The organism is Nonomuraea sp. B19D2, assembly GCF_040137845.1.
GTDB lineage: Bacteria > Actinomycetota > Actinomycetes > Streptosporangiales > Streptosporangiaceae > Nonomuraea.
Window position 1 is genome coordinate 136,835 of the sequence record NZ_JBEFAK010000018.1, and the last position, 23,665, is coordinate 160,499.

The 23,665-nt window shown below is 69.5% G+C and carries 24 protein-coding genes and 1 pseudogene; 15 read left to right on the forward strand and 10 right to left on the reverse strand.

Features of this window, described 5'->3' with window-relative positions:
• Positions 1–66 precede the first annotated feature (66 nt).
• The 3 genes from ABN273_RS30430 (at position 67) to ABN273_RS30440 (ending at position 1,648) form a co-directional block, all read left to right on the forward strand.
• Positions 67–192 (forward strand): hypothetical protein, encoded by a 126-nt coding sequence (locus ABN273_RS30430; RefSeq protein WP_349452483.1) that lies wholly within the window; start codon positions 67–69, stop codon positions 190–192.
• A 98-nt stretch (positions 193–290) separates the two neighbouring features.
• Positions 291–1,028, forward strand: coding sequence for a hypothetical protein (locus ABN273_RS30435; RefSeq protein WP_349452484.1), 738 nt, complete (start codon positions 291–293; stop codon positions 1,026–1,028).
• A complete protein-coding gene (locus ABN273_RS30440) occupies positions 1,004–1,648 on the forward strand; it encodes a hypothetical protein (RefSeq protein WP_349452485.1) in 645 nt (214 codons plus the stop codon). Before ABN273_RS30435 ends, ABN273_RS30440 begins: the two co-directional genes overlap by 25 nt.
• A gap of 347 nt (positions 1,649–1,995) precedes the next feature.
• Here the strand turns inward: ABN273_RS30440 and ABN273_RS30445 are convergent, their stop codons facing one another.
• The 3 genes from ABN273_RS30445 to ABN273_RS30455 form a co-directional block, all read right to left on the reverse strand.
• Entirely contained in the window at positions 1,996–2,697 is a 702-nt protein-coding gene (locus ABN273_RS30445; protein WP_349452486.1) for a 2-phosphosulfolactate phosphatase, read from the reverse strand.
• A 460-nt stretch (positions 2,698–3,157) separates the two neighbouring features.
• Entirely contained in the window at positions 3,158–4,141 is a 984-nt protein-coding gene (locus tag ABN273_RS30450; protein ID WP_349452487.1) for an esterase/lipase family protein, read from the reverse strand.
• A 398-nt stretch (positions 4,142–4,539) separates the two neighbouring features.
• On the reverse strand, positions 4,540–4,752 hold the full coding sequence (locus ABN273_RS30455) for a hypothetical protein (RefSeq protein WP_349452488.1): 213 nt from the start codon (positions 4,750–4,752) through the stop codon (positions 4,540–4,542).
• Between the two features lie 103 nt (positions 4,753–4,855).
• Here ABN273_RS30455 and ABN273_RS30460 point away from each other — a divergent pair, with 103 nt between their 5' ends.
• The 6 genes from ABN273_RS30460 (at position 4,856) to ABN273_RS30485 (ending at position 12,296) form a co-directional block, all read left to right on the forward strand.
• Positions 4,856–5,512 carry a helix-turn-helix transcriptional regulator gene (locus ABN273_RS30460; RefSeq protein ID WP_349452489.1) on the forward strand — a complete coding sequence of 219 codons (657 nt, stop codon included), beginning with the start codon at positions 4,856–4,858 and terminating at the stop codon, positions 5,510–5,512.
• Positions 5,509–6,228, forward strand: a complete 720-nt coding sequence (locus ABN273_RS30465) for an aminotransferase class I/II-fold pyridoxal phosphate-dependent enzyme (protein ID WP_349452490.1) — start codon at positions 5,509–5,511, stop codon at positions 6,226–6,228. The genes ABN273_RS30460 and ABN273_RS30465 overlap by 4 nt, the downstream gene beginning before the upstream one ends.
• 214 nt (positions 6,229–6,442) lie before the next feature.
• On the forward strand, positions 6,443–7,660 hold the full coding sequence (locus tag ABN273_RS30470) for a hypothetical protein (protein WP_349452491.1): 1,218 nt from the start codon (positions 6,443–6,445) through the stop codon (positions 7,658–7,660).
• 346 nt (positions 7,661–8,006) lie between these two features.
• Entirely contained in the window at positions 8,007–8,447 is a 441-nt protein-coding gene (locus ABN273_RS30475; protein WP_349452492.1) for a DUF3885 domain-containing protein, read from the forward strand.
• A 374-nt stretch (positions 8,448–8,821) separates the two neighbouring features.
• Complete coding sequence (locus tag ABN273_RS30480; protein ID WP_349452493.1) at positions 8,822–11,116, forward strand: hypothetical protein; 2,295 nt, start codon at positions 8,822–8,824, stop codon at positions 11,114–11,116.
• A 577-nt stretch (positions 11,117–11,693) separates the two neighbouring features.
• Positions 11,694–12,296 (forward strand): recombinase family protein, encoded by a 603-nt coding sequence (locus tag ABN273_RS30485; RefSeq protein ID WP_349452494.1) that lies wholly within the window; start codon positions 11,694–11,696, stop codon positions 12,294–12,296.
• Positions 12,297–12,558: 262 nt separating this feature from the next.
• On the opposite strand, the gene ABN273_RS30490 is transcribed toward ABN273_RS30485, so the two are convergent.
• The 4 genes and pseudogenes from ABN273_RS30490 to ABN273_RS30505 all read right to left on the reverse strand — a co-directional run bounded on the left by ABN273_RS30490 (position 12,559) and on the right by ABN273_RS30505 (position 15,630).
• Complete coding sequence (locus tag ABN273_RS30490; protein ID WP_349452495.1) at positions 12,559–13,038, reverse strand: tetratricopeptide repeat protein; 480 nt, start codon at positions 13,036–13,038, stop codon at positions 12,559–12,561.
• 186 nt (positions 13,039–13,224) lie between these two features.
• Positions 13,225–13,869: pseudogene (locus ABN273_RS30495) on the reverse strand (response regulator); the annotation flags it as partial.
• Positions 13,866–15,029, reverse strand: coding sequence for a sensor histidine kinase (locus tag ABN273_RS30500; protein ID WP_349452497.1), 1,164 nt, complete (start codon positions 15,027–15,029; stop codon positions 13,866–13,868). The pseudogene ABN273_RS30495 and the gene ABN273_RS30500, both read right to left, overlap by 4 nt.
• Positions 15,022–15,630: a hypothetical protein gene (locus ABN273_RS30505; RefSeq protein WP_349452498.1), complete on the reverse strand. Its 609-nt coding sequence runs from the start codon at positions 15,628–15,630 to the stop codon at positions 15,022–15,024. Before ABN273_RS30505 ends, ABN273_RS30500 begins: the two co-directional genes overlap by 8 nt.
• A gap of 169 nt (positions 15,631–15,799) precedes the next feature.
• Here ABN273_RS30505 and ABN273_RS30510 point away from each other — a divergent pair, with 169 nt between their 5' ends.
• Complete coding sequence (locus ABN273_RS30510; RefSeq protein WP_349452499.1) at positions 15,800–17,014, forward strand: serine hydrolase domain-containing protein; 1,215 nt, start codon at positions 15,800–15,802, stop codon at positions 17,012–17,014.
• A gap of 226 nt (positions 17,015–17,240) precedes the next feature.
• Positions 17,241–18,188 carry a LysR family transcriptional regulator gene (locus tag ABN273_RS30515; protein WP_349452500.1) on the forward strand — a complete coding sequence of 316 codons (948 nt, stop codon included), beginning with the start codon at positions 17,241–17,243 and terminating at the stop codon, positions 18,186–18,188.
• Between the two features lie 91 nt (positions 18,189–18,279).
• Here ABN273_RS30515 and ABN273_RS30520 read toward each other — a convergent pair whose 3' ends face one another.
• A complete protein-coding gene (locus tag ABN273_RS30520) occupies positions 18,280–19,140 on the reverse strand; it encodes an alpha/beta fold hydrolase (protein ID WP_349452501.1) in 861 nt (286 codons plus the stop codon).
• Between the two features lie 152 nt (positions 19,141–19,292).
• Positions 19,293–19,901 carry a TetR/AcrR family transcriptional regulator gene (locus ABN273_RS30525; RefSeq protein ID WP_349452502.1) on the reverse strand — a complete coding sequence of 203 codons (609 nt, stop codon included), beginning with the start codon at positions 19,899–19,901 and terminating at the stop codon, positions 19,293–19,295.
• A 68-nt stretch (positions 19,902–19,969) separates the two neighbouring features.
• On the opposite strand from ABN273_RS30525, the gene ABN273_RS30530 reads away from it, so the two are divergent.
• Both ABN273_RS30530 and ABN273_RS30535 read left to right on the forward strand, forming a co-directional pair.
• Positions 19,970–21,304, forward strand: a complete 1,335-nt coding sequence (locus tag ABN273_RS30530; protein ID WP_349452503.1) for an alpha/beta fold hydrolase — start codon at positions 19,970–19,972, stop codon at positions 21,302–21,304.
• Between the two features lie 88 nt (positions 21,305–21,392).
• Positions 21,393–21,923, forward strand: coding sequence for a YbjN domain-containing protein (locus ABN273_RS30535; RefSeq protein WP_349452504.1), 531 nt, complete (start codon positions 21,393–21,395; stop codon positions 21,921–21,923).
• 188 nt (positions 21,924–22,111) lie between these two features.
• Here ABN273_RS30535 and ABN273_RS30540 read toward each other — a convergent pair whose 3' ends face one another.
• A complete protein-coding gene (locus tag ABN273_RS30540) occupies positions 22,112–22,393 on the reverse strand; it encodes a hypothetical protein (protein WP_349452505.1) in 282 nt (93 codons plus the stop codon).
• Positions 22,394–22,509: 116 nt separating this feature from the next.
• Here ABN273_RS30540 and ABN273_RS30545 point away from each other — a divergent pair, with 116 nt between their 5' ends.
• Both ABN273_RS30545 and ABN273_RS30550 read left to right on the forward strand, forming a co-directional pair.
• The gene (locus ABN273_RS30545; protein WP_349452506.1) at positions 22,510–22,740 is read left to right on the forward strand and encodes a helix-turn-helix domain-containing protein; all 231 of its coding nucleotides are present in this window, start codon (positions 22,510–22,512) and stop codon (positions 22,738–22,740) included.
• A 213-nt stretch (positions 22,741–22,953) separates the two neighbouring features.
• Positions 22,954–23,574, forward strand: a complete 621-nt coding sequence (locus ABN273_RS30550) for an L-threonylcarbamoyladenylate synthase (RefSeq protein WP_502911153.1) — start codon at positions 22,954–22,956, stop codon at positions 23,572–23,574.
• Positions 23,575–23,665: the final 91 nt, after the last annotated feature.

Sequence of the window (23,665 nt, forward strand, 5' to 3'; positions counted from 1 at the left end):
GCGGCGGCACCGTTCCGCGGGGCAGAAGAGAGACGCCGGCCGGGCGGGCGCCGGCAGGGACAGCGCATGCACCAGGTCGACCGGCCGCTCGTCGGTGGCGACCATGTCGTCGACGAACCGGTCGACGATGTCCTGGGTCCGTGGGTGCAGCGCGGACAGCCGCTGTGGGGCGTTCGTGAGGTTCTGGGTTGACGTTGTCGGACGGTCCACGACCTGGTTCAGGGGAAGGTCAGGCAAGAGAACCCCGTCGCACGGAGAACTCGCGCGCGGAAGATCGCGTCAAAGCAGGAATGAGATCCTTGCGGGTGTTCGTGGCGGCTGCCCTCATCGTTCTGGGCGCCGGATGCGGCGGCAACGTGGCGGACCCCCAGCAGGCTCATCCTGCGCCCACTCCAGGCCAGGCCTCCGCGGCGCTGCTTCTGCCGGACCGTCCAGGAGACCTCCATCTGGAGCAGCTGGTCACATCGGAGGCCGAGCAGGATCCGGTCACGGCGTACGCGGATGGCGACACGCCCGGCGACAGGACGCTGGCCGTCCTGGTGACCGAGTCGGAGGACTGGGATCAGCCGTACGGTGGAAAGCCGGTCAAGCTGGACAAGCACGAGGCGACCATGGGCGGATCGGGACAGCACCGCTGGATCACCTGGCCGGTGAGGTCGAGCGCGGACTTCGAGTCGTTCGCGGTGCTGGGCCACGGGTTGTCGGAGGCCGAGCTGATCAGGGCGGCCAACGGAGCGGCAGAGGATCTGCGGCGGCCCCGGATCGACGCCGCGCATCTGCCGCAGGAGCTGGACCTCGTCAAGACCGGTTCGCTGCCGATCGGCGGCTGGCAGGCGGAGCTCGGCGGAACGGAGCAGGTCTGGACCAACCGGCGGGCGCGAGCCAGAATCTCCGTCAGCCAGTTGCCCGGCGATGCCGGCATGGAGAGCCTCGGGAGATCCGCGGCACCACCGGCCTGGCGGGTGGCGACCTCCTGTCCAGCGGATCGCTCAGCATGGACTGGGTGCACGAGGATCCGGCCCTCATGATGCCCAAGGTCCGGCTCTGGCGGGAGAACGGCATGATCGTCAAGGTGTCCGCGCTGGGTCTGGCCGACGAGGTGGTGGACGCGTTCGTCCGAGATCTGCGCCCAGCCGGCCCTGAAGCCGTCGAGCGGGCGCGTAGCCAGATCCTGGAGTACCCTCCCGACCTGCTGTTCCCGCCCGCCGACGAGGAGAACCGTCCGTTGCGTGTCGTCACGCACGGCAGGAACGCCGAACGAGCCTGGGCCATGAGCGCCGGACTGCAGAGGAGAACCTTCATGTACGCGCTCCGCGTGCTCTCCCGCCGAGCCAAAATCGTGGACGGTGGCGGCGGGACCTTCGAACCGTGGAAGCCGGAGTACGGCCGGGTGCCGCTGACGATCATGCATGACGTGGTGGAGCTCGGCCTGCCCAGCGACAACGTCCTCATCGGCTTCGCGGGGACCGGAGTGAGGAAGGTGCGCATCAGCTACTCGGACGGCACCTCGGCAGAGCTTCCGCTCGGTCCGGCGGGCGGTCCGGGCGGCGTCCGCTGGTTCTCCGCCGAGGTGAGATCCCGCGCGTTCAAGCTCTCCGCCACGATGGAGGACGGCAAGGTCGCCGGCTCCGTACGGCGCCTCCCCTGAGCTGACTGATCACAGGTGCAGGCCAGGGAGCGCCTCTCCAGCATTCGCGGCGGGAGACGCTCGAACACGCGGCTTCTGATCGCCGTGTGCAGTTCGACCTTGGACTCGGCTGTACCCGCGTCACCACATCCCGCGAAGCACATCGATATTCCTACCGCGCGCTCTTGTCGTGGTGGTTCGGCGGACGGTACTGCTCGCCGAGCTCAAGGAGGTCCTGGCCAGCTTCGCCGTGATCGACGTGGCCAGCAGGGAACGCGCCGTCGAAATCGGCTCGCGGATCGTCGAGGTGCTGGGCGAGCCGATCGAGATCCGTCCGAGCGTACGGCAGAGCCGGACCTCACCGGCGATCAGATCGAAGCCTCGTCGGTCAGCGAGGGTACGGCGCACGGGCGGAGGACCATGAGTGAGTCCTCCAAGGCCGCCACCATGGCAAAGGGGAACCGGTCGAGTTCAAGACAGAGTGCGACGTCATCAGGATGGGCTCCTTGGCGCACGCCCTCCGCCAACTCGGCGGCGGCGCGCGACTCGCCGGCGCGCCGGAGGAACTCAGCTGCATCCGCCCCGGCCCCGGTGGCCCTCTGGGCGATGTACTGAGCGCACGCCAGATCTTCCTCGGCGCGCCCGTCGTCGCCGGTGACCACGAACGTGACACTGCCGCACTCGCGTGTCCGCAAGAGCCGAGCCGTCGCCCCCGCCACCACGAAGCTGGCGCACAGCACCAGCGACGCCTCCTTGACAGCAAGGGCGCCGACCGTCCCTGCCGTGGTCTTCTGCACAACGGTCCGTCCGCCAAGGTCGACGAAGCGCAGCAGGCCCGGCGAGTTGACGGCGTCGAAACCGGTCGCCGGCGGACCGTCTTTGAGCGTCACCCAATCCGGGTGGCGAGCCTTCAGCGCCAGGGCTTCGTCCAGCGACTCAGCAAGAACGATCTTTTCTGCCCCTTGAGCGAAGGCCCAGGCAGCCACTGTGAAGGCACGCATGACGTCGACTACGACCGCCGCGGACGGGGCTTCGACCAGATCAGCGATACCGAGGAATCGAGCGTCCATTCCGGTCATCATCGCGCATGCCCGACCCGAAGCGCCCAGACAGTGACACGCATCACGTCGACGGTCTCGGAATGCGACATCTTCGGCTGCCTGCGTCGCGAAGGCAGTGCGCAACGACACGCCGCTACATGTCCGTTCGCCGTACCTATCCGAGAACAGGGGCCGTAGCGGAGCGACTCCAGAAGATCACCTGGGGTTCTGGCTCTTTCGCCACCGCGGACCCGAATCGAGGGATGGCAGCCGGGGATCCGCACAGTTGCCTGGTAGGTGAGTTCCCACCCAAGTTCATCGACGCCCACGGCGGTGGGCGGCTGGATCAGAGGATGCGCTGCCCGACCAGGCCAGCCGTTCGGCCCTCGTCGATGACGGTCTCCTGACCAGCCCTATTAGGCCTTGCCGGCTTACTTTGTCTGCCTCCCACTTTCGTGATCGCCGAATGTCGCAGCGTGTGCGGGCGGCATCAGTACCTGCTGTGCCGGTAAAGCGCCGCGAGCGTGTGCACCAGGGGGCTCTCGACCTTGCCCGAGTGCGGCTTGCCGTCCCGGTTCTGCCAGGTGGCGTTCCACAGCCTTATGGGTTTCGGACCGGTCGCACGCAATCCGGAGTGGGTGATCTCTTTCCCGCGGGTCTCCTCGTAACGCGCCCAATGCGGGCCCCTGTAGTCGTCGGTGGCGGAGCGCTCCGAGACCGTGTCGTCTCCGGTCGAGCCCATGAACGTGTAGTCGGTGCCCATCTGGGACTGCGGGCGGCTGCCCACCCACTTCAGGAAGCCGCTGTCCCGCCGCATGTCGCTGCACTGCTCGTGGGTGATGGCACAGAAGTCAACAAGCTCCCCAAGGGGGATGCCCCAGTGCGGCGTGCCGAGGGTGACGATGTCCTCGATGTAGAGGCGGGAGGGCCACTTGCGGCTTTGCTTGCCGTACTTGTTGGTGCCCTGGATGGCGGCCTTGGCGACCAGGCCGCCCATCGAATGCGCGACGATGTCGACGGCTGTGCCTTTGCTGGTGAAGTGCTGGTAGATGCGGCGGGCCAGGGCCGCGCCAGCGGTCTGGATGCGCGTGTCGGTGGTTCCCCTGGCGTGCATGTCGCAGTTGCGGGCGCGGCCGTAGTAGCCGAAGGTGTAGGACCTGGCCTGCCAGCGATGTTTCTTTAACACGCTCCGCGCGTTGCGCCAGGCGGCGGCGCAGTTGGTGTCGGCTTCACGGTCGAAACCGTGCACGAAGATGACCGGACGGCCCTTTCCGTCCGTCCGCCGCGGTGCCGCGGCGGAGGGCAACCGGTTCCTCCGTGTGGGGGCAGGTGAGGCTGATCGGATGCTCGCCGCACGAGCGGTGACGGTGGCGGCGCGCTCATCAGGAGCGGCGTTCGCCGAGGCGGCCGCAAGTAACGGGCTCAGGAGGGCGGCAGTCGTCAGGGCCACCGTAGCGGCTCGTACTGGTGTCATATCGACCTCCGATGACTCGGTGAGGTTCCCGGCGGGTGAACGTCGTCGGGCGTCCTTCGGTGCCGATGGCTCGCCCCGCGCCGTGACGGATCGCGATCCCTTTCGGACCTCCTCGCGACGAGGTCCTCGCCGTGGAGGGCGCCACCCCCGGCGGTGATCTCCAGATGGGTGGTCAGCTGGACGCCATCGACCCGAACCGGCACCCCTGCCCAACTGCCGGGGCCATTAACCTGCGCACCGGTGTGCACCAGCCGACGGACCGCTTCCAGCAGCACTGTGTGCGAGGCTGCCCCGCCGGTCGTGAGACCGTGCGGGGCAGGTCGGTGCGGGACTGGGTGGGTCCTCTTGCGGGGTCGGGGTGTCCGCCACGCCCGGGAGCTATCCGGCCGGGGAACGTCTCACCCATTCCACAGCACCAGGACAACGCCGACGAAGCACGCGAGATGCTCGACGCCCGCCACTACGGGCGTAAAGCTCGGCGGCTGGGTGCGAATGAGTTCGATGCCGAGCGTGGTCGCCTGGTGCGGCATAGGTTGGCCTGGCGGTTGCTGGTGATCAGCGCTGCCTGTTGCCGGGATGCGGCCCTGTGTGCCGAGGCCGCCGACGCCCACACATGCTGACCTGCACGAACCACACCCGGAGGCTGTCCCGGAAACGGTCGTTTGCGAGAGCGATTCTGGACTCTTAGTCCAGTCTGGACGTATAGTCCAGAACATGGTGGAGACTGCCGCCGAAAGCACAGATCATCGGGTCCGAATGTGGGGGCCCGTGGGCCAGGCCGTCGCGCTGCTGCTCGGCCCGTATGCCGAGGTGGTCCTGCACGACCCGGACACCGACCGGATCCTCGCGATCTGGAATCCGATGGGCTCCCGCGCTCCAGGGGATCCCTCGCTGCTGGGCGAGCTGGACGCGCTGGACCCGTCGGCGCGGGACGTGTTCGGGCCGTACGAGAACCTGCTCGCGGACGGCCGGCGGCTGTCGTCCGTCAGCGCTGTCCTGCGCGAGCCGGACGGGAAGGCCGCCGCGGTGCTGTGCGTCAACCTCGACCGCACGCCGCTGGAGCAGGCCGCAGCCGTGCTGTCCGCGTTCGGCGCCCCCACGACGCCCCGGCCGGAGCCGCTCTTCGAGCAGGACTGGAACGAGCGCGTCCAGCACATCGTCGGCGCGTACGTGCGCGAGTGCGGCCGCCCTATCGAGCGGCTGACCCGCGCCGACCGCCTGGCCGTCCTCGCCCGGCTGGACGAGGCCAAGGTCTTCGCCGTACGCCGCGCCGCCCCCGTCGTCGCCGCCGCCCTGCGGGTCTCCCGCTCCACCCTCTATGGCCTGCTGGCCGAACTTCGAGCACCCAGCACGAAGGACAACACGCTATGACCCGCCTGCCCGACTTCCGCCTGGAAACCTACTTCTCCCGGTGGGAGTTCACCGCGCGCCACCACCTGACCGCCTCCGACGTCCAGACCATGACCCTCGGCGAGCTGCTCACCCTGGCCGATGACCAGGACCACGCCGCCTTCGAGAACCTGTCTCTGGGCTACACCGAGACCTACGGCGACCCGGCCCTGCGCGAGGCGATCGCCGGAACGTACGAGCGGGCGGACGCCGCCGACGTCATCTGCTTCGCCGGCGCTGAGGAGGCCCTCTACCTGGCGATGAACGTCCTGCTGGGCGCGGGCGACCACGCGGTGGTGGTGACCCCGAACTACCAGGCGGCCGAGACCGTACCGCTCGCCCTGTGCGAGGTCACCGGCGTCGCCCTCGACCCCGATCAGGACTGGGCCCTGGACCTCGACGTGGTGAAGGCGGCGATCCGCCCGAACACCCGGGTCGTCTCGGTGAACTTCCCGAACAACCCCACCGGCAAGGTCATCAGCCTCGCCGACTTCACCGAGCTGGCGCGGGCACCGGCTCGGCTCCCTCGAACGTCACCTGCGCCAGCGTGGGGCGTGCAGCCGCGACGATGCGCCGCAGCCGAACGGCGAGCTCGTGCTCGCTGGACGTGGGAGTCCACTGGCCGCCGGTGTAGTGGCGCTCAGCCTCGCCCAGGACCTCCAGAGCCGCCTCCGCACTCCACATGCACGCCAGTCTGACCCAAAGGCAGCTCAGACCCAAACGATCACGCACACCACGGCATTACAGCCTGACGGGCCCGCTGTCCCTTCCAGGTGGAGTTGGCGGAAGGGACACTCGCCGACCTGCCGCTCGCTATGTTGATGCGGACGGTTTCGAGGGAAGTCGTTCGGGTCTTGTTGTCGGGTGAACCGGGCGGAGACCCGGGGCGCCAGTCATGCCAGAATCACCGGAATGTCCTCCTGGAAGTTCTGGCCAGCCTCGGGGATGGTGCTGGTGCTCATGATCTTCGCCGTCGTGCACGAATTCCAGGACGCCGATCCGCCGCCGGTCAGTCAGCCGCTGCCGTCCGCCACGCCGTCGGACGCGCCGTTCTCTCGGTGGTGCGAAACCCCCAGGCCCACGCTCTCACCGAGCACCACTCCGGCCGCGACCCCGAGTGGGATCGCCCGAGGCTGGCGAGTGCGCACGTTCCCATCACACGACACCCACTCCTTCCGCAACGTCGCCGCCACGCGGGACGGCTCGGTTTGGGTGGTGGGCTCCCGCCGGACTGCAGGCCCGCCGGTGGTCTGCGGGCTGAGCACACTGACGAATCACCCGGTGCTACGACGATGGGACGGGCGCGCCTGGCACGAACTGTCCGCGCCCCCGGAACTGAGCGCTCTGGAGACGGTAGCCGTCGCCGGCGAGACGGCGTGGGTGTTCGGCCAGTGCCGCGACGCCGCCGACCCCTACGCTCCGTGCTACGCCCGCTGGACCGGCGCCGGCTGGCAGGGCGGCACCTTCGAATCCGGCCGGCCCATCAGCGACGCGGTCGTCCTGGACGACGGCCAGGTGTGGGCAATCCCGCAGCCGGAGCACAACGACAAGGGCCATGTCTTCCACTGGGACGGGCGCTCCTGGCAGCAGACGGCACTGCCGTTCGAGCCACAAGCGGTGGGCGCCAGTGAGCGCGGCGGCGTCTGGGCCGTCGGCGGGGTCTGGAACGAAGACGAGCGTGCACGCCCGGCGATGGCGCGCTGGGACGGCCGCGCCTGGCACAGCCTCCCCGTGCCCTCGCGGGCGAAAGGGCTTGAGAGCCTGCTCACCCAAGTGGTGGTCGAGGAGCCGGGCCAGGTCTGGATACTGGCCGAGTCGTGGCGGATGTGCCTGAACGACGAGGGCGAGGAGGAGACATGCGACGAGAGGGCGCACGTGCTGCGCCGCAACGCGCGCGGCGGCCCCGACCGGCCGACCGGCCTGTGGCGGCAGAATGACGAGGCGCTGCTGTCGTACCGCTCGACGGGTGTCTGGGAGATGGTTGCCCGGATGGACGTGAACGCCCTCGCCGTCACGGACCGCGGGCTGTGGGCGGCGGGCCAGGTGTCCTACAACGGCCCGCAGGCTTCCTACGTCGGCTGGACGTCGAGCACGTACCTCTATGGCGCGGTGTGGCGCATCGAACGCTGACGATCGATGCGGAGCCGAAGACGAACCCGTCAACTCAACCTGGATACCGACACGAGCACTGACAAGAGCACGCGAACACCGACACCTTCACCTGCAACCGACACCCGCCGCGCCGAGCGCACCGCACTTTTCAAAACGATCAGGCAGGGTTCACACCGAGGCATATTGCCGGAATGGACCAAGATATTGCTGGGCGCACACGCGGCACCCGGCCATGATGTCAGGTCTCAGGACCCGTGCGACAGATCCGGCTCGGGAGGCGGGTGACACTCCGGCTAGATGATCTATCGTTCTTCTGCGGCTGAGAATAAGGCCAACCGCCATTGCTTTCCAGAGGGGAATGATCGTGACGGAAGAGGAGGTGGAGTCGCTCACCACTGCGTGGCGAACGCGGTGGGACAGAAGCCCGATCGCCTACCAGCTCCGCGGCTGGCATGCCGACCGCTGGGTCCGCTTCGAGGATGAGGAGGGGAGGGTCTCACCCGATCCGCGTCATCTGGGAGCCGTCCCATGGCTGACGATCGACCCTGGCGACGACTCGCCATTTGAGGACGCGCAGAGGCTCTACGTCAGCATGACCTCCTTCGACCGGCAGACTTTGGATCCGCTGTTGCGGGGTGTGGCCGACGGGGAGATCTTCGACGTGATCATCGCTCCTTTGGATCTCCGGTGGCTCTATCACCCCTACGACGGCGGAGCCGATGTCGTCGCCCCCACCGCCCACGACCGTGACGTCTTGAAGAACCGCCACGCAGACTGGCTGTCTACGCACCCAGCCGGACTGTAGAGGCAAGCCGCAGTCGCATTCACGATCCCACACGCACCTCGGCACGCCTGGTGTGATCTTCTGTCAGCGCTGGGGCTTGCGGACTTTGAACCGGGCGATGGGTTTGGTGGTGGTGCGGGCGACCTCGGCGCGAGTGGGATGAGGGCTTCAGGCTGTGCGGCGCGAAGTGCTGGAGGAGACCGGCGTGTTGGTCGAGCCCGGGCCGTTGACCGGCGTGTACAAGAGACTACCCGCTCTATGCGGACATTGCCCCGGGGTGTGCGGCCGAGGGCCTTCACCTCGACCACTGCCACCTGAGACGGAAACAGCACCGCTCGGGGCAAAGAGATGCGAGCATATTCGGCATTTGTCGCTCGTTCCTTCGAGGATGCCCCGTGCGCCGTTACCGCTTCGGCCTGATCGCCGCGTCGCTCGCGTTCGTCTACCTGGTCGTGGCCGTCGCGGCCGGCGTGCTCGCGCTGGTGAGCGGGGACCCCGCGCTGCTGCGCGAGCTGGTCGCCAGAGGCTGGGACACCATGCTGGTGCCCCATGTCGGGTGGGTGGAGCTGGTCCTGGTCGTGGGCGGCGTCGTGCAGAGCTGGGCCCTGTGGCAGGTGCTGCGCGGGCGGCGGCTCGGCGGGCCGGCCGGCAGGAGGAGGGCGATCGGGCTGCTGCGGGCGGCCCTGTACCTGAGCGTCGCCGCCGATCTGCTGTACCGGTTGCCGCTGCCGTACCAGTGGTGGTTCGGGCTGCCCGAGGAGCTGCTGCGGTTCGCCGTCGTGCTGCTGTTCTTCGTGGTCATGGCCGGGGTGCTGCCGCGATGGCTGCGGCTGGTCGGCCTCGTGGCGGGCCTGGCGGACGCCGTCATCGCGGTGCTTGGCACCGTCGCCTACCCGCTGGGCCCGGACTCCTGGCTGAGGGTCTTCTGGGCGCACCCGCTGGGGAACGTGCTCCACCTGCTGTGGTTCGTGCCGGTCCTCGCGGGACAGGCGAGGGACACCCGCTGGAGCGTGGCCACCGTACGGTTCGGGGTGGTCGCGGCGTCGCTGTCGCTGCTGTCGTCGACGTCGTTCTCGACGATCGGGAGCGGGGGCGGGCTCGACTTCGGCATGGTGCTGCGCATGCTCCTGGCCGTCACGGACGTCTTCGTGCTCGCGTGGGCGGCCCGCTCGGCCCACGAACTGGCCGAGGCCCCGCACCCGCGGCCGCGGAAGATCCCCTCGCCCGCGCCACGGCGGCCGTGGGCCCTGGCCGCCGTGGCCGTGGCGCTCCCGCTGGTCCCGGCGGCCGTCAACGTCGCGGGCGGGATGCCGGTGTGGATCGGCCCCAGGGGTGCGATCGAGGAGTTTCTCCGTGAGGTGCCCAGCTATCCGGCCGGGCTGCTCTGGCTCGCCGTGGACGTGCTGGTCGGGGTCGGGGCCCTCGCCGTCCTGGTCCTGGTCGCGGTCGTGCGCAGGACCAGGCGGCTGCTGCGCGCCACGATGCTGTCACTGACCCTCGCCGCCGCGGCAGGCGTCCTCACCGCGCTCACCGCCTGGCCCGACGAGGACTGGGACGTCTCGGTGATGGTGGAGGAGCGGCTGCGGCTCTACCCGGACGGGCTGTTCACCCTGGGCGAGAGCGGCGAGCTGCTGTTCGGCCTCTCGCCGCTGTGGTACAGCGCCGCGTTCGCCGCCTCCGCGATCATCCTGTTCTTCCTGTACGCCGCCCCGCCCGCGGCCCGCCTGCGCCACCACGTGCTGGTGACGGCCGTGGCCGCGTCCGTGGCGCTGTGTCTCCTGCCCGTCGCCGACCACGCGCGCGGCCCCGTCACCACCGCCCAGGACTGCTCGCCGAACCAGCCATGGCAGGACGCGGGGGTGGCGGAACCGCCGCCGCCCACCGGCCCGCGCGCCTTCATTTGCGCCGTGCGCGCCAACCAGGCGCTCGGCCTCGCCGACACCACGCCCGACCAGGTGCTGCTCGCCCGCGGACACCGCCTGTGCGCTGCCTACACCCGCAACGACCCGGACGAGCTGGCTCGCATGGAGGCCGCGGAGGGGCTGGACGTGCGCCAGCTGTACGGCGTGCTCGCCCCGATCTGCCCGGCCGCCGACGCCACTGTCAAGGCCGACCAGGCCGCCGATGACCGCCAGTTCGCCGAGTCCGACGCCGAGGAGCGGCGCAAGTGCGCGGCCACCCCCCACCACCGCCCCCTCATCGAGCCCGCCAAGGCGGTGCGGCTGAAGGAGCCGCAGTGGCCGCAACTGGGGGTGGAGCTGTACGACCCCGAGACGGGCGCCGGCCCCTACGACGGCGTGTTCGACCGCAGCCTGGAGAACGGACTGGTCGCCGCGGGGCCCGGCCACGTGGCGGTACACACGCACGAACACACGCACGCCGACCACCCCGTCTGCGTCACGCTGGAGACCTACGCGCGCCGCCCGCCCGTGGAGACCAAGGGCTGGGACCACGTCGCCGAGGTCGGCTACGACCACCGCGGCGGCCGGATGGTCTTCAGAGCAAGCACGGGCGGCATGGAGCTGCCCGACCTGTCGCTCGACGGCCGCAAGGGGCACTACCGCATCCGCGTCCACTTCGCCTGGTTCCCCTGGAAAGGCGAGGAACTGGGCAGTCAGCGGCTGCTGATCATGGCGTACCCGGGGCAGGGCGACAAGCTCGTCACCTACCGCAAGCCGTCCAGACGCTGACCGGGGCCTGCGGCCGGTGGCACGCCGAGGGCCAGGTCCTCCAGCAGCGAGGCCGTGGTGGGCTGACGGATGGCTGGCGCCACAGCCGTCGTAGGTTGATCACATGTCCTCCCAACATCAGTGATCTTCGGGACCGGTGTCGGCGTGTCATGGAGCTGGTCTTCTTGTCTGGCTTGGTCAGTCCCTTGCGTTTCCTCCCGCGCCTGGCGCGTGCCTGCTTTCTCGGATCGGAGGTTCGCGCTGTCGAGGGGTGGTCGCCTGCCGGTCGCCCAGACGGCCAGCGCGCAGCCCGCGAATCCGGCCCCGAGGAGACCGGAGCCCGCCCAACCGTGGGCGGTGCGCGGTGATGAGCAGGTGCTGGTTGCTCACATGCACGGCCTGGACCGCGAAGTCGAGAACCACGATTCCGACAATGAGGAGCGACCGCCGCAACTACGAGCGCCGAGCAACAGGGGGCACTCGGCGTGCCAGCCATCGAAACCGAACTCCGGCCCGCAACTGGATGAGCCACGGCAGGATCCCGCACCACAACGATGGCCCGCGCGCTGCGCGGGCCATCGTTTGCGTTCTCATGTTCATGAACGCCCTGCTGCTCCGCATGCTCGCGACGTGCAGAGCACTTCGCGCATCCGTGCAGACGACTTCGAAAACCGACACCCGTCCTGAAACATCGGGCGGAAGGATTGAGTTTCGGGACTGTTTTCGGGACCACCGGGGGATGGGCGACTCCACCACAGCCGCCGTCGCGTCGACCGGGCCCTCGCCCGCGGCGCCGGCCAACGCCATTCGCGTCGGCTACGCCCGCATCTCCACCCGGGCCCAGGACCACCTGTCGCAGATGGAGGCCCTGACCGCGGCGCGCTGCCGCGAGATCGTGGTGGAGACCGCCAGCACCCGAAAAGACCGGCCCAAGCTCCAGGCGGCCGTGGCGGCGATGAAGGCCGGCGACACCCTGGTCATCTACAAGCCGGACCGCGTCGCCCGCTCGGTCAAGGAGCTGCTGGTCTTCCTCGAAGACGAGCTCGCTCCGCGCGGCATCAACCTGATGAGGTTACGTTCGGGAGAAGCCCCCTGGGGATCGCAGGAGGCCTGTGGTCCCGTACCGGGCTTTTCGCGGCCTGACGTCAGCAGGATGCGAGCATGCTGGTCAATGAGCTCTTTTCGGCAGAGTCCACGCTGAGACCCCAGTACAGGTCCCGGTCGTAGGTCGACTGGCGGGATTCGGCGGCAAGGGTCAGTGCGGCGAGCCGGCTGGTGGCCGTGAGGGCGGAGGCGAGCCCTCTTGGCCCCTCGCCGGAGGAGTGGTTCGCAGGCCCAGGGCCAGATTCGCCACTCGCGCCGATCCGGCCGCGCGCCGCCGAGCAGAGCGGATGCCTGCCTCGCTCGTCAAGATCCTTTGCCCGGCGCGCGTTTGCTCGGGGATGCAGCCGCGGCCGGCGCAGTCAAGTGGCCTCACCCAGCTGTTCGGCCAGCCGCTCCAAGCCGCCCCTGATGAGCTGCCCATACTCGTCGTCGCCGAGCACGCCGATCTCGGCCCGCGCCTGCTGGAGGTACTCACGGGCGCGGTCGAGATCGCCCAGCTTGCGATAGCACTCACTCAAGTTCAGGTGCAACGACGGATACAAGCCGGCCACCGAAAGTGGCACTCCGGCTTGGGCCACTCGCTCATCGGTGACCCGATCGGCGGCGGCAAGCGCTCGCAGATCCCACATCAGCTCCTGGTGCACGTCGTCCTGCACGTCGGCCATCGAGTGGGCAAGGACGCAAACATGCAGCGGGTCGCCTTGCTCACCGCCGATGTCGTCCCAGATCTGCGCGAACAAGTCGCGAGCGGCCTCACGCTGACCTTGGTGGTGATGCAACTCCACCCCCTGGCCGATCCGGGTCATCGTTGGGTCGGTGGTCACGAGCAGCTCCTTCACCGTCGCGGGCGATCAAGGTCAGCCTAATTGCCGCATCACCTCCAGGTCGTCCCTGGTCGGGTCGCCCTTGCGCTCGCGCAGGACGTGCAGCACGCCCCGCCCGAGCTCGTCGATGCCCAGGCCGGGGCCGGGCGGGAAGCCGTCCTCGTCCGAGGCGCCAGGTAGCGCGTTACGCTCCCGGCACGCCAGCCCCGACTCGTACGCGGCGATGACGGCCTGCACCCGATCCCGCAGCCCCAGCTTGCTCAGCACGTTGCTGACGTGCGTCTTCACCGTGTGCTCGCTGACCACCATGCTCTGAGCGATCTCGGCGTTGGACAGGCCGCGCGCGATCAGCAGCAGCGTCTCGCGCTCGCGGGCGGTCAGCGCCTGCAGCACCTCTGGCGTCGCACCCGAGTGCCGGGCCGCCGGCCGCTTGGTGAACTCGGCGATCAGCTTCCCGGTGACGGCGGGGGCGAGCAGCGACTCGCCGGCCGCCACCACTCGGACCGCGTTCACCAGGTCGTCGCGCCGCACGTCCTTGAGCAGGAAGCCGCTCGCCCCGGCCCGCAGCGCGTCGAAGACATAGTCGTCCAGGTCGAACGTGGTCAGCATCAGCACCCGGCACGCGCTTTCCGCGCACACGATCCGGGCCGCCTCGATGCCGTCCATCCTGGGCATGCGGATGTCGAGCAGCAGCACGTCGGGGGAGTGCGCGCGGACCGCGGCGACCGCCTCGGCCCCGTCGCCCGCCTCGGCCACCACGTCGATGTCCGGCTGGGCGTCCAGGATCATCGCGAACCCGCCCCTGACCAGCTCCTGATCGTCGGCCACGACGACGCGCACGCTCATGACGCCGCCAGCGGCAGCCGTACCGACACCACGAAGCCCGGACCGTCCTGGCGCGGCCCCGCCGTGGCGGCGCCTCCGCAGGCGGCGGCGCGCTCGCGGATGCCGATCAGCCCGTTCCCGCCCGAGGGCAGCGCCCGGCCCCCGCCGGTGCCGTTGTCGCTGATGTCGATCATCAGGTTTTCGTCCTCCCAGGTGAGCCGGATGTCGGCGCGGTCGGCGCCGGCGTGCTTGACGATGTTGGTGAGCGATTCCTGCGTGATGCGATAGGCGGCCACCGCGCTGTCCGGCGCGAGCGGGCGAGGCTCGCCCGTTTCGGCGAAGGCCACGGCAAGGCCCGTGCCGTGGACCTGATCGGCAAGTGCGGGCAGGTCGCCGAGCGTGGGTTGCGGTTCGCGCGGCGCGAGCTCGTCCTCCTTCAACACGCCCAGCAGGCGACGCAACTGCACCATCGCATCGCGCCCGGTGGCGGCGATCGCGTCGAACGCGGCCTCCGCCCTGGCCGGGTTGCTCCGCACCACCACGGGCCCGGCCTCGGCTTGCACCACCATCAGGCTGACCGCGTGGGCCAGGATGTCGTGCATGTCGCGGGCGATCCTGGCCCGCTCGCGTTCGGCGGCGCGCTCGGCTTCCATCTGGCGTTCCCTTTCCAGCCTGGCCGCGCGTTCTTCCAGCGCGGCCGCATGGGCGCGGGAGGCGGCGGCCGCCCGGCCGATGGCGTACGCGGCCACGACCTGCACCGTCCCGCGGACGAAGGTGTCCCACGACCCGGCGGTCACCAGGGTCCCGACGCAGGTCAGCATGAGCACGCCGATCCGCCAAGCCCGGGAGCTGTAGGCGGCGACCGTGTAGAAACCGACGAGGAGGCCGTACCAGATGGGCTGTCGGGCGACGTTGTCGACGAGGTCGTAGAGCTCGCTCGTGCACAGGCTGACCAGCAGGACGATCACCGGCGCCCGCCGCCGCCACACCAGGGGGACCGAGGCGCCGACCGCGACCACGTACCCCCACCAGTGCCACGGCCGTCCCGTCGAGCTCGCCGAGGAGATCAGCGGCCACAACTGGATCACCGTGATCGCTCCGGCGAGCACCTCGTCCACCCACAGGTGCGGCAGCGCCTGGAGCCGCCGGCGAGCGACGTCGACCAACGTCAAATCAGACACGATGTGCCATTGTGCCGCACGCATGGACGAGCGCATGCCGGGCGGCGGGCACGTCACGCCGGGCCAGCGGCCAGAACGACACCAGCAGGAAGATCGCGCCCACCGGGATGAAGTCCTTGTCGATGAGCGGGAGCATGAGGTCGATCAGCACCAGGACCGGCGTCCAGGCCTTGACCTCCTTGCGGAGGGCGCAGTGGACGACGAGCGCGAGCTGCGCCACGTAGAACAGGTACGGGCCCGCGTCGTAGACGGCGAGCTCCACCCCGGGCACGGCCTGCACCTGGTCGAACAGCGGCCCCATCGCGTCGTGGTCGGCCGCCATGAACCCGACGACGACGTCGATCGCGAACTGCGCGAGCAACGCCACGATGCCGGCGGTCCCGGCCACCGCGCTCGCGGTGGCCAGGGCATTGCGCCCGGCCAGGTGCCGCAACCGCCAGAAGGTAGGAACGAAGAGGACAAGAGCCGCCATGAACGCGAGATGGCCGGTCGTCCAGGCGATGCCCGGACCCCTGCTGCCGTCGAGGCCGTCCAGGATGCGGATCACGCCGTAGGCGAAGACGAGCAGCGGCGCGGCGATGAAGGCGAAGCGAAGTCTCATGGGAGAATCCTCGGCTCGCCGGAGGCCCGCGGGCATCGCCGGTACCGGCGATCCTGGGACTCCCTCGCAGGAGTGAGTGCGAATCCGTCGCACCGGCGATCCGCTGCCGCGGCGTGATCGACAGGATGGACGCATCCCAACAGAACCTCTCTCACCTGGAGATATCCCGATGAAGCCGGCAGCCGCCTGCCTCGCCCTCGCCACCCTCCTCGTGGCCACGCCCGCCCAGGCCGCCACGCCGACCCAGGCACCCACGCCGAGCGCCTGCCCACCGCCGGTTGTCGTCCAGCCCGACCCGGCCGCGTCCATCCCGCCGATCAACAGCGCGGCGTTGCAGCAGTCCATCGCCGGGCTGCCCGCGGCCGACGCCACCGCCGCGATCGTCCGGGTCGGCGGCAGCAAGGGCTCGTGGAAGGGCATGACCGGTGTGGCCGACCTCACCACCCAGCGCAAGGCGTCGGCGCGCGTACGCTTCCGGGCAGGCAGCGTGACCAAGATATTCACCACCGCGGTGGTGCTGCAGCTCGTGGCCGAGGGCATGATCTCGCTCGACGACGCGGTCCAGGACCACCTGCCCGGCCTGCTGCCCGACTCCTACCCCAAGGTGCAGGTCGGCCAGCTGCTCAACCACACCAGCGGGCTACCGGCGCCCACCCTGCCCAAGACGTTCGACTGGGTCTACCAGACCCGGTTCAAGACCTGGACGCCGCAGGAGTACGTCGCCCTGGCCGTGCAGAACCCGATCGAGTTCCGGCCCGGCACCCGGCAGCACTACCTCAACATCAACACGTTCGTGGCCGGCATGCTGGTCGAGAAGGTCACGGGACGCTCGTACGAGCACGAGGTCACGACCAGGATCTTGCGCCCGGTCGGCATGCGCGACAGCTACCTGCCCGGCACCTCGCCGCGCATCCGCGGCCCGCACCACAAGGGCTACCAGGTGGTGCCCGCGGGCTTCGAGAACGCCATCGCCTACGGTGACGGCCACGTGGTCGACATGACCGCCACCAGCGTCACCTCGACCTGGGCCTCGGGCGATCTCATCGCCACGGCCGCGGACCTGGAGAAGTTCGTCAAGGCGCTGTTCTCCGGCAAGGTCGTGCCGCCCGCGCAACTGGAGCCGATGTTCACCGTGCCGGAGGTGATGATGCACGACAAGTGCGGCAACCAGCCGGCCAGCTACACCTCCGGCATGACGAGGCTCGTGCTGCCGGGCGGGATCGTCGCCTATGGCAAGACCGGCGCCCGCTACGGGTATGCCGCGGGGGTCGGCGCGACCCGCGATCTGAGCCGCACCCTGGTCTACTCGGTCAACTCGACCGACGCCAAGGCCTCAGGGCAGAACCAGCGAACCCTCCGCATCGCGCTGGCTGCCTTCTCCTAGCAGTTCCCGCTGTAGGGCGGCATGGTCGTCACGCCCGCACCCCCGGATCTGGCTCTCCGCCCGGCCAGCCGGCGGGCAACGGGCACAGGCCCGCCGCCATAGCCGTCTGACAAGGTCACTTATACTCCTTGCAGTTGTCTTGGAATCCCTTGGCGCCGCCCCAGATCGAAGGCTGTCAGGCGATGTCCAACAGCGACACGCCAACGGAAACAACCAGGAGTTGTTCATGGAGCTGGACCTCGGTGCCGTCAGGACCTTCCTCGCCGTCGTCGACGACGGGCATTTCACCGAGGCGGCCGCCCGCGTGGGCATGAGCCAGCAGGCCGTGTCCAAACGAATCGCCAGGCTCGAATCCGACCTGGGCGTCCCCCTGCTGATCCGGTCCCGCGCCGGGGTCAAGCCGACCGAGGACGGCGCGGCCTTCCTGCCGCACGCCCGGGCACTGGTCAGCCTCGCCGACCAGGCTGCCGCGATGCTCCGCGCGCGCCGCCGCCCACTGCGCATCGACGTGCTCGGCCGCGACGCGGCACCGATTGACATGGTCCGAGCCTTCTACGAGGCCAGCGACGTCGACGTCGACATCGTCGTCTCCAAGGGCGCCGTCTCGCCGGGGACGGCGCTCACCGACGGCTCGGTCGACGCGGCGTTCGGCCGCACCGTGGGGGAGCTGCCTCGAGGGATCGAGCGCGTCCCGGCCTGCCTGGAGCCGATCCCCATCCTGGTCAGCCGCCGGCACCGGCTCGCCAGGCGCAGGCGCGTGCGGATGGCGGAACTGTCGGGCCTGACGGCGTGGATGCCGGGCAACGCCCGCGACAGCGAGTGGGCGGACTACTACCGCCTCCTCAGCGCCGAATTCGGCGTCCGGATCGACAGTTCCGGCCCGTTCTTCGGCCGTGACCACATCATGGAGAGAGTCGCAGCCTCACCGGATCTCATCACGTTCGGCAACAAGAGGCAGTACCCGGTGTCTCCCGGCGTCGTCGAGATCTCGGTCACCGACCCCATGCCGGTGTACCCCTGGTCCCTCATGTGGCACGAGGCGAACCGCCACCCGTCGCTGCCGCTGCTCATCGCCCACGCGAAGGACCGCTACCGCCCCTTCACCACGCAGAGCCAGTGGCTGCCCGCCCCTGACCGCCCCCTCTTCCCGGCCGATCCCGAACCAGCACCCTAGGTTCTGTGGACGGGCCATCGCCCCTTTCCGGCTTACCCGATGCCGAGGCGCTCGCGGCCTGACCGGGCCGCTCCCGAGCATCCGCGCGTGATCATCGTCCAGTCAGGGAGCGGAGGATCGGCTCGGCATGGGTCCACAGCACCGCGCCACCGATCTCTGGCACGAGGTGCCGGGCGGCGCCCGGAATCCGGGCAGCAAGTGTCCCTCCGTTGTCCGGCGAGTGGCTGATGTCCTGCTCGCCGTACCAGACGTCGACCGGAACGGTGATCTTCGCAAGGTCGAACGGCCATCGCCCCATGGCCAGGACGGCGTCACGGGCATAGCCGGCAGGCCCCTGGGCGAACCCTTCGTTCAGGGCCCGGCGGTAGGCGGCCTCGAACGCAGGATCCAGATATACCGCCAGGTCAGACTCTGGACTCCCACCCATGACCATGTCCCACATCGCGCCCGCACTGAAAGCGGCGAAGAACTTCTCTGCCCCGGCCGGGTCGCAGGCGACCTTGTCGACGAGCTCGCGCAGCTCAGTAGGCAGGGCCCCGGCGAACTCCGGCGCGGCGACCTCGTCCGCGGCGGACACGATGGCCAACCTGGCAGCGACACCCTCCACGGCGCACGCGAGCGCGAACGGCGCGCCTTGCGAGTTGCCGATCAACGCCGGCGACCCCAACCCGCGCAGCGCGGCGAGATGGCGGATGTCGTCGACGAAGCCGGCGAACGTCCGGCCGGGCGCGGGTGTCGAGGTGCCGAGTCCCGGGCGGTCTACGGAGACAAGCCGCACTCCGAGCGCGTCGACGACATCAGCGCCGAAGCCGAGCCACCGGCTCGTGGCCGCCCCCGGGCACAGCAACACCGGAATGCCGTCCGGCGGCCCCCACTCGGCCCAGCCCAGTAGCCGTCCGTCTGGGAGCCGGCTCTCCCCGAGCCGAGCAGGATCGTCGATGCGCGCACTCATGATCCTCATCATGGCCGCGAACGAGCGACGCCCGCATCGGATTTTCGCTGCTGAACGGGGCGAACGTTGCCTGGCGCGGCACCGGCCTCCCGGCTGGGCGGGAATTCGCGGTCAGCCCAGGACCCGGTACTCGAGCAGAACGTCCTCCCGGATCACGGCGCCTGACCAGGACTCGATCCGAGGGGCAGGCTGGTCCAGCCGCGCAGCGTGGCGAGGATGGTCGATCGGAATGTGGTCTCGGCCGTGGCGGTGTCGAGCGCCCCGGCCAGTTCGAGGGTGACAAGCCCGTGCAGGGTCACCCAGAGCGAGAGGGCGATGGAAGTCGCGTCGCCGACGAGCACGGACGCCGACAAGGCGCGGTTGATCGCTTCGATCAGTGGCCGGACGGGGTCGCCGGGCCCCACCTCGCCCGACGGGTCGAAGCGCTGCACGCCACCGAACAACACCGCGTAGAGGTGGTTGTGCTCGCGTCCCCAGTGCCGGTACGCCACGGCGAGAGCGTAGAGGTCGGCGAGGGGATCGTCGGAGGCCGACACCGCCGACAGGTCCTGGGACAGCCCGGCGACCGCACGGTTGCGCACCTCGGCGATCAGCACATCCTTGCTGTCGAACAGCGTGTACACCGCCGCGGTCGAGGTTCCGGCGGCGGCGGCCAGGGCGCGGATGGTGACCGACTCCCGTGGACGGGTGGCGAACATCTCCGTTGCGGACTCCAGGAGACGGTCCTTCACGGTGTCGTCGTTCGTTCTCGGCCTACCCACGATGAGCAGTCTACTCCAAATGCTAACGTTGTTTTGAAACAATGTTTGGAAACTACGTAGGGGCCGTGATGCCCGAATTTCTTCTTCGTCTTGTCCGCTTCATCGGTCGGCTGATCCTGGCCGCGGCTGCCGTCGCCGGACTGGCCGGCCTGTTTCTCGCACTGCTCGTCCTGACGGACGGGGCACGCTCCGGGCTCGCCGCATGGCTGACCACCCTCGGAGCCGGAGTCGCCGCTGCACTGTGGCGGGGCCGCCGCCGTACCTGGCCGGGCCGGCTGGGGCCGTTTCTCCCGGTGATCGTCGCCGCGGCGCTCACGGCGTCGGTCTGCGTCCCCACCGTGCCCACGAGCCGGCGATACCCGCCGGACCTCCCGTTCGTGGCGACGCAGCATTGGAGCCTGGCCACAGGAAGCCGGGTCGCGGTCTACCACTACCCGCCCGCCCGCGACGTCACCCGGCAACCCGTGCCCTTGGTGTACCTCCACGGCGGCCCCGTCCGCGGCATCTCCGTGATCGACCACCGATTCCTGCAACTCCTGGCACGGCAGGGCCACGACGTCTATGCCTATGAGCACGCCGGCGGCGGACGAAGCGACCTGCTGCCCATGGACCAGTACACCATCGCCAGATCCGTCCGCGACCTCGCCGCCTTCATCGACCGCCTGGACAAGGGCCGGGTCGACGTGCTCGGATTCTCCGGGGGCGCGGTCGTGCTCACCCGAGCCCTGGCCGCTCCGCGTGTCGCCGCCCAGGTGCACCGAGCGATCATCGCCGAGCCCGGCCCGATGGACGGGCCCACCGCGCGGATCAGCGGGCACCGGGGACGACCCTCCGCGCGCGACCTCGCGCCGGCCGTGGCCGGACCACGGTCCACGCGTGTCCCCAGGTACGCCGTCGCACTCGGGTTCATGCAACTCGGCCTTCTCGCACCCGACACCGGCCTGATCGAGCAGGCCGAAGCGGTCAACGCCGTCAGAGCCGCAGACCTCGGCAGCGACACCGCCTCCGCCTACTGCGCGCCGGACGCGCACCGCATCCCCATCGAGGACACGACGCAGAACTTCTCCTTCAGCCCGGCCGCGAGCCTCAACATCCAGCAGACGATCAAGGATTCCCCCTCCATCGCCCCGCAGTTGAAGCGCTCCCGCACCCCCGCGATGCTGATGATCGCCGAGTGCTCATCGCAGGTCCGTCAATGGGCGACGACCATCCTGGCCGACGACCTCGCCATCCAGCGCACCCAGTACATGCCCGGCGTCGGACACCGCATATGGAACGGCCTCGACGACAACAACGAACGAGCCTCCGCCGTCATCACCGCGTTCCTGCAGGACAAGCCCGCACCCTTGCCGAACTACCCGACCCGCGCCGACATCCCCACCTTCCTTCGCGGGCGCAGGTGACGGCGACAGGCAGTTCACGCGTGCGTTCCCCCTCGCGCACCGTCCGGCATGGGGGAGGATGGCGGAAACGGATGAAAGGATCTTCACGGTGAGCATCGATCCGTCCTCGAGGCCGAATCCCGAGGGTCAGCCGGAGCCCAACCCGTCCAGCACCGCCGAGGCGGTGATCCTGCCTGACCAGGATGTGGTCAAGCAGCTGCTGGAGCAGATGGAGCTGCGGTTCGTCGTGGACGAGGAGGGTGACCTTGCGGCGCCCTGGGAGGAGTTCCGCACGTACTTCATGTTCCGCGGTGAGGGGGACCAGCAGGTCTATGCGGTCCGCACCTTTTACGACCGTCCGTACAGCATCGACGACAAGCCGCGACTGTACGCGGCGATCGACGACTGGAACAGCCGCACGCTGTGGCCCAAGGTCTACACCCACACCCACGACGACGGCTCGGTCCGCCTGATCGGCGAGGCCCAGATGCTGATCGGCGGCGGCGTCGGGCTGGAGCATTTCGTGGCCAGCACGGTGAGCTGGGTGCGTGCATCGATCGAGTTCGACAAGTGGCTCACCGAGGCGCTCGGTCTGGTGAAAGACATGGAGTCCGAGCCCGAGGAGGGCGACGACGAGTAGGGGCGGGCCGTCAAGAAAGATGCGATGAGCGATGACCTTCGGCCAGCTGGAGCCGACCCGGCCGGTGATCGGCGCCGCCCTGGACGAGTTCGAGCGGCTCGCCCGCACCGGGAACGCCGCCGTGCCGACGGTCTGGCGGCGCTCCCGGGGAACCCGCCCTGTTCGCGGGGATCCTTCGGCCGGTCGGCTCAGAGCGCGGCAGCCATCGGCCGGCGGCCCGGAGCGGCGGCCGGGTCGGGGAGGGAGGCCGTCCAGAGCCGGTGCACGAGGATCGGGACGATGATCCAGTAGCCGAGTGAGGTGACGATGCCGGGGAAGGCGAGGTCGCCCGAGACCAGGTCGTAGATCGGGTGGCCGATCGCGTTGCCCATCGCGCCCATGATCGCGAAGAACCAGGCGATGAGCAGCGGCACCCGCCAGCCGCGGTAGATGGCGAGCGCGGCCATGGCGAAGGCCGCGTAGCTGATCATGTTGATCCAGACGAACAGGGGCGCTGGACACATTCGAACGCGTCGGCGCCGGCCCGTGGGCCGCCCGCGCCCGCGCCGAACTGCGCGCCACGGGAGAGGCGGTCACCGGCGTCCGGGTGCCGGGCGCGGCCGGCCTGCTGACTCCGCAGGAGCTGCAGATCGTACGGCTGGCCGCGCGAGGCGCCACGAACCGCGACATCGGCGCTCGGCTCTTCCTGAGCCCGCGCACTGTGGGCTACCACCTGCACAAGGCGTTCCCCAAGCTCGGCGTCGCCTCAAGAACCGAACTCGCCGACCTTGACCTGGGCGACCGCGACAGAGCGGGCGGTGGTGCCGCCGGCGCGTGACCCCGCCCGGCGCGTCGCCCTTGTCGCCTCCTCCATGGCGGCGCCCCAGGCTGGCGGGTAATCGACCATGAGGGCAGCGGCAGAGAATCGGCGGCCAAGCGCTTCGGCGCACAGGACTCCAACATCGTCTGCCGCTTCAACGCCCGGACGGCGAGACCGTACCGCCCTGGGGCCGCCTGTCATGCCATGGTGCCGAACCCTAAGATCCGAGGCGTGGCCAGATACTTCGACCTTCACCCGGACAATCCCCAGCCTCGCCTGATCAGCCAGATCGCCGAGATCCTGCGGGCGGACGGGCTCATCGCCTACCCCACCGACTCGTGCTATGCCCTCGGATGCCGACCGGGCAACAAGGAGGGCCTCGACCGGATCAGGGAGATCCGCGGCCTTGGCAGCGACCACCACTTCACCCTGGTATGCCGTGACTTCGCCCAATTCGGCCAGTTCGTTCACCTGAGCAATGCGCTGTTCCGCCAGGTCAAGGCGGCGACTCCCGGCGGTTACACGTTCATTTTGCCCGCGACCAAGGAGGTGCCGCGGCGGTTGCTGCATCCCCGGAAGAAGACGGTCGGCGTCCGCATCCCTGATCACGTCGTCGCCCAGGCGCTGCTGGCCGAGCTCGGCGAACCGCTGGTGTCCAGCACCCTGCTGCTGCCCGACGAGACCGAACCTTCGACGCAGGGCTGGGAGATCAAGGAGCGGCTCGACCACGTGGTGGACGCGGTCATCGACTCCGGCGAATGCGGCGCCACTCCGACGACCGTCGTCGACTTCTCGCAGGAGGAACCCGAGATTCTCCGCCGGGGCACGGGAGACACATCCCTGTTCGAATAGGCGACCGGCAGTGGTCTCGCCGACTGCGATTCCAGACCGAATTCGACGTCTGAGGGGCCGGCCTTCGACCGCGCCGGTGCCGCTTGACCGA

What these genes read in the sequence shown, in the direction of transcription:
- ABN273_RS30530 (WP_349452503.1), top strand. Translation starts at nt 19,970, where the DNA reads ATGCCCGAATTTCTTCTTCGTCTTGTCCGCTTCATCGGTCGGCTGATC.
- ABN273_RS30520 (WP_349452501.1), bottom strand. Translation starts at nt 19,140, where the DNA reads ATGAGTGCGCGCATCGACGATCCTGCTCGGCTCGGGGAGAGCCGGCTC.
- ABN273_RS30430 (WP_349452483.1), top strand. Translation starts at nt 67, where the DNA reads ATGCACCAGGTCGACCGGCCGCTCGTCGGTGGCGACCATGTCGTCGAC.
- ABN273_RS30445 (WP_349452486.1), bottom strand. Translation starts at nt 2,697, where the DNA reads ATGGACGCTCGATTCCTCGGTATCGCTGATCTGGTCGAAGCCCCGTCC.
- ABN273_RS30450 (WP_349452487.1), bottom strand. Translation starts at nt 4,141, where the DNA reads ATGACACCAGTACGAGCCGCTACGGTGGCCCTGACGACTGCCGCCCTC.
- ABN273_RS30465 (WP_349452490.1), top strand. Translation starts at nt 5,509, where the DNA reads ATGACCCGCCTGCCCGACTTCCGCCTGGAAACCTACTTCTCCCGGTGG.
- ABN273_RS30435 (WP_349452484.1), top strand. Translation starts at nt 291, where the DNA reads ATGAGATCCTTGCGGGTGTTCGTGGCGGCTGCCCTCATCGTTCTGGGC.
- ABN273_RS30540 (WP_349452505.1), bottom strand. Translation starts at nt 22,393, where the DNA reads ATGATCAGCTACGCGGCCTTCGCCATGGCCGCGCTCGCCATCTACCGC.
- ABN273_RS30510 (WP_349452499.1), top strand. Translation starts at nt 15,800, where the DNA reads ATGAAGCCGGCAGCCGCCTGCCTCGCCCTCGCCACCCTCCTCGTGGCC.
- ABN273_RS30460 (WP_349452489.1), top strand. Translation starts at nt 4,856, where the DNA reads ATGGTGGAGACTGCCGCCGAAAGCACAGATCATCGGGTCCGAATGTGG.
- ABN273_RS30505 (WP_349452498.1), bottom strand. Translation starts at nt 15,630, where the DNA reads ATGAGACTTCGCTTCGCCTTCATCGCCGCGCCGCTGCTCGTCTTCGCC.
- ABN273_RS30515 (WP_349452500.1), top strand. Translation starts at nt 17,241, where the DNA reads ATGGAGCTGGACCTCGGTGCCGTCAGGACCTTCCTCGCCGTCGTCGAC.
- ABN273_RS30470 (WP_349452491.1), top strand. Translation starts at nt 6,443, where the DNA reads ATGTCCTCCTGGAAGTTCTGGCCAGCCTCGGGGATGGTGCTGGTGCTC.
- ABN273_RS30485 (WP_349452494.1), top strand. Translation starts at nt 11,694, where the DNA reads ATGAACGCCCTGCTGCTCCGCATGCTCGCGACGTGCAGAGCACTTCGC.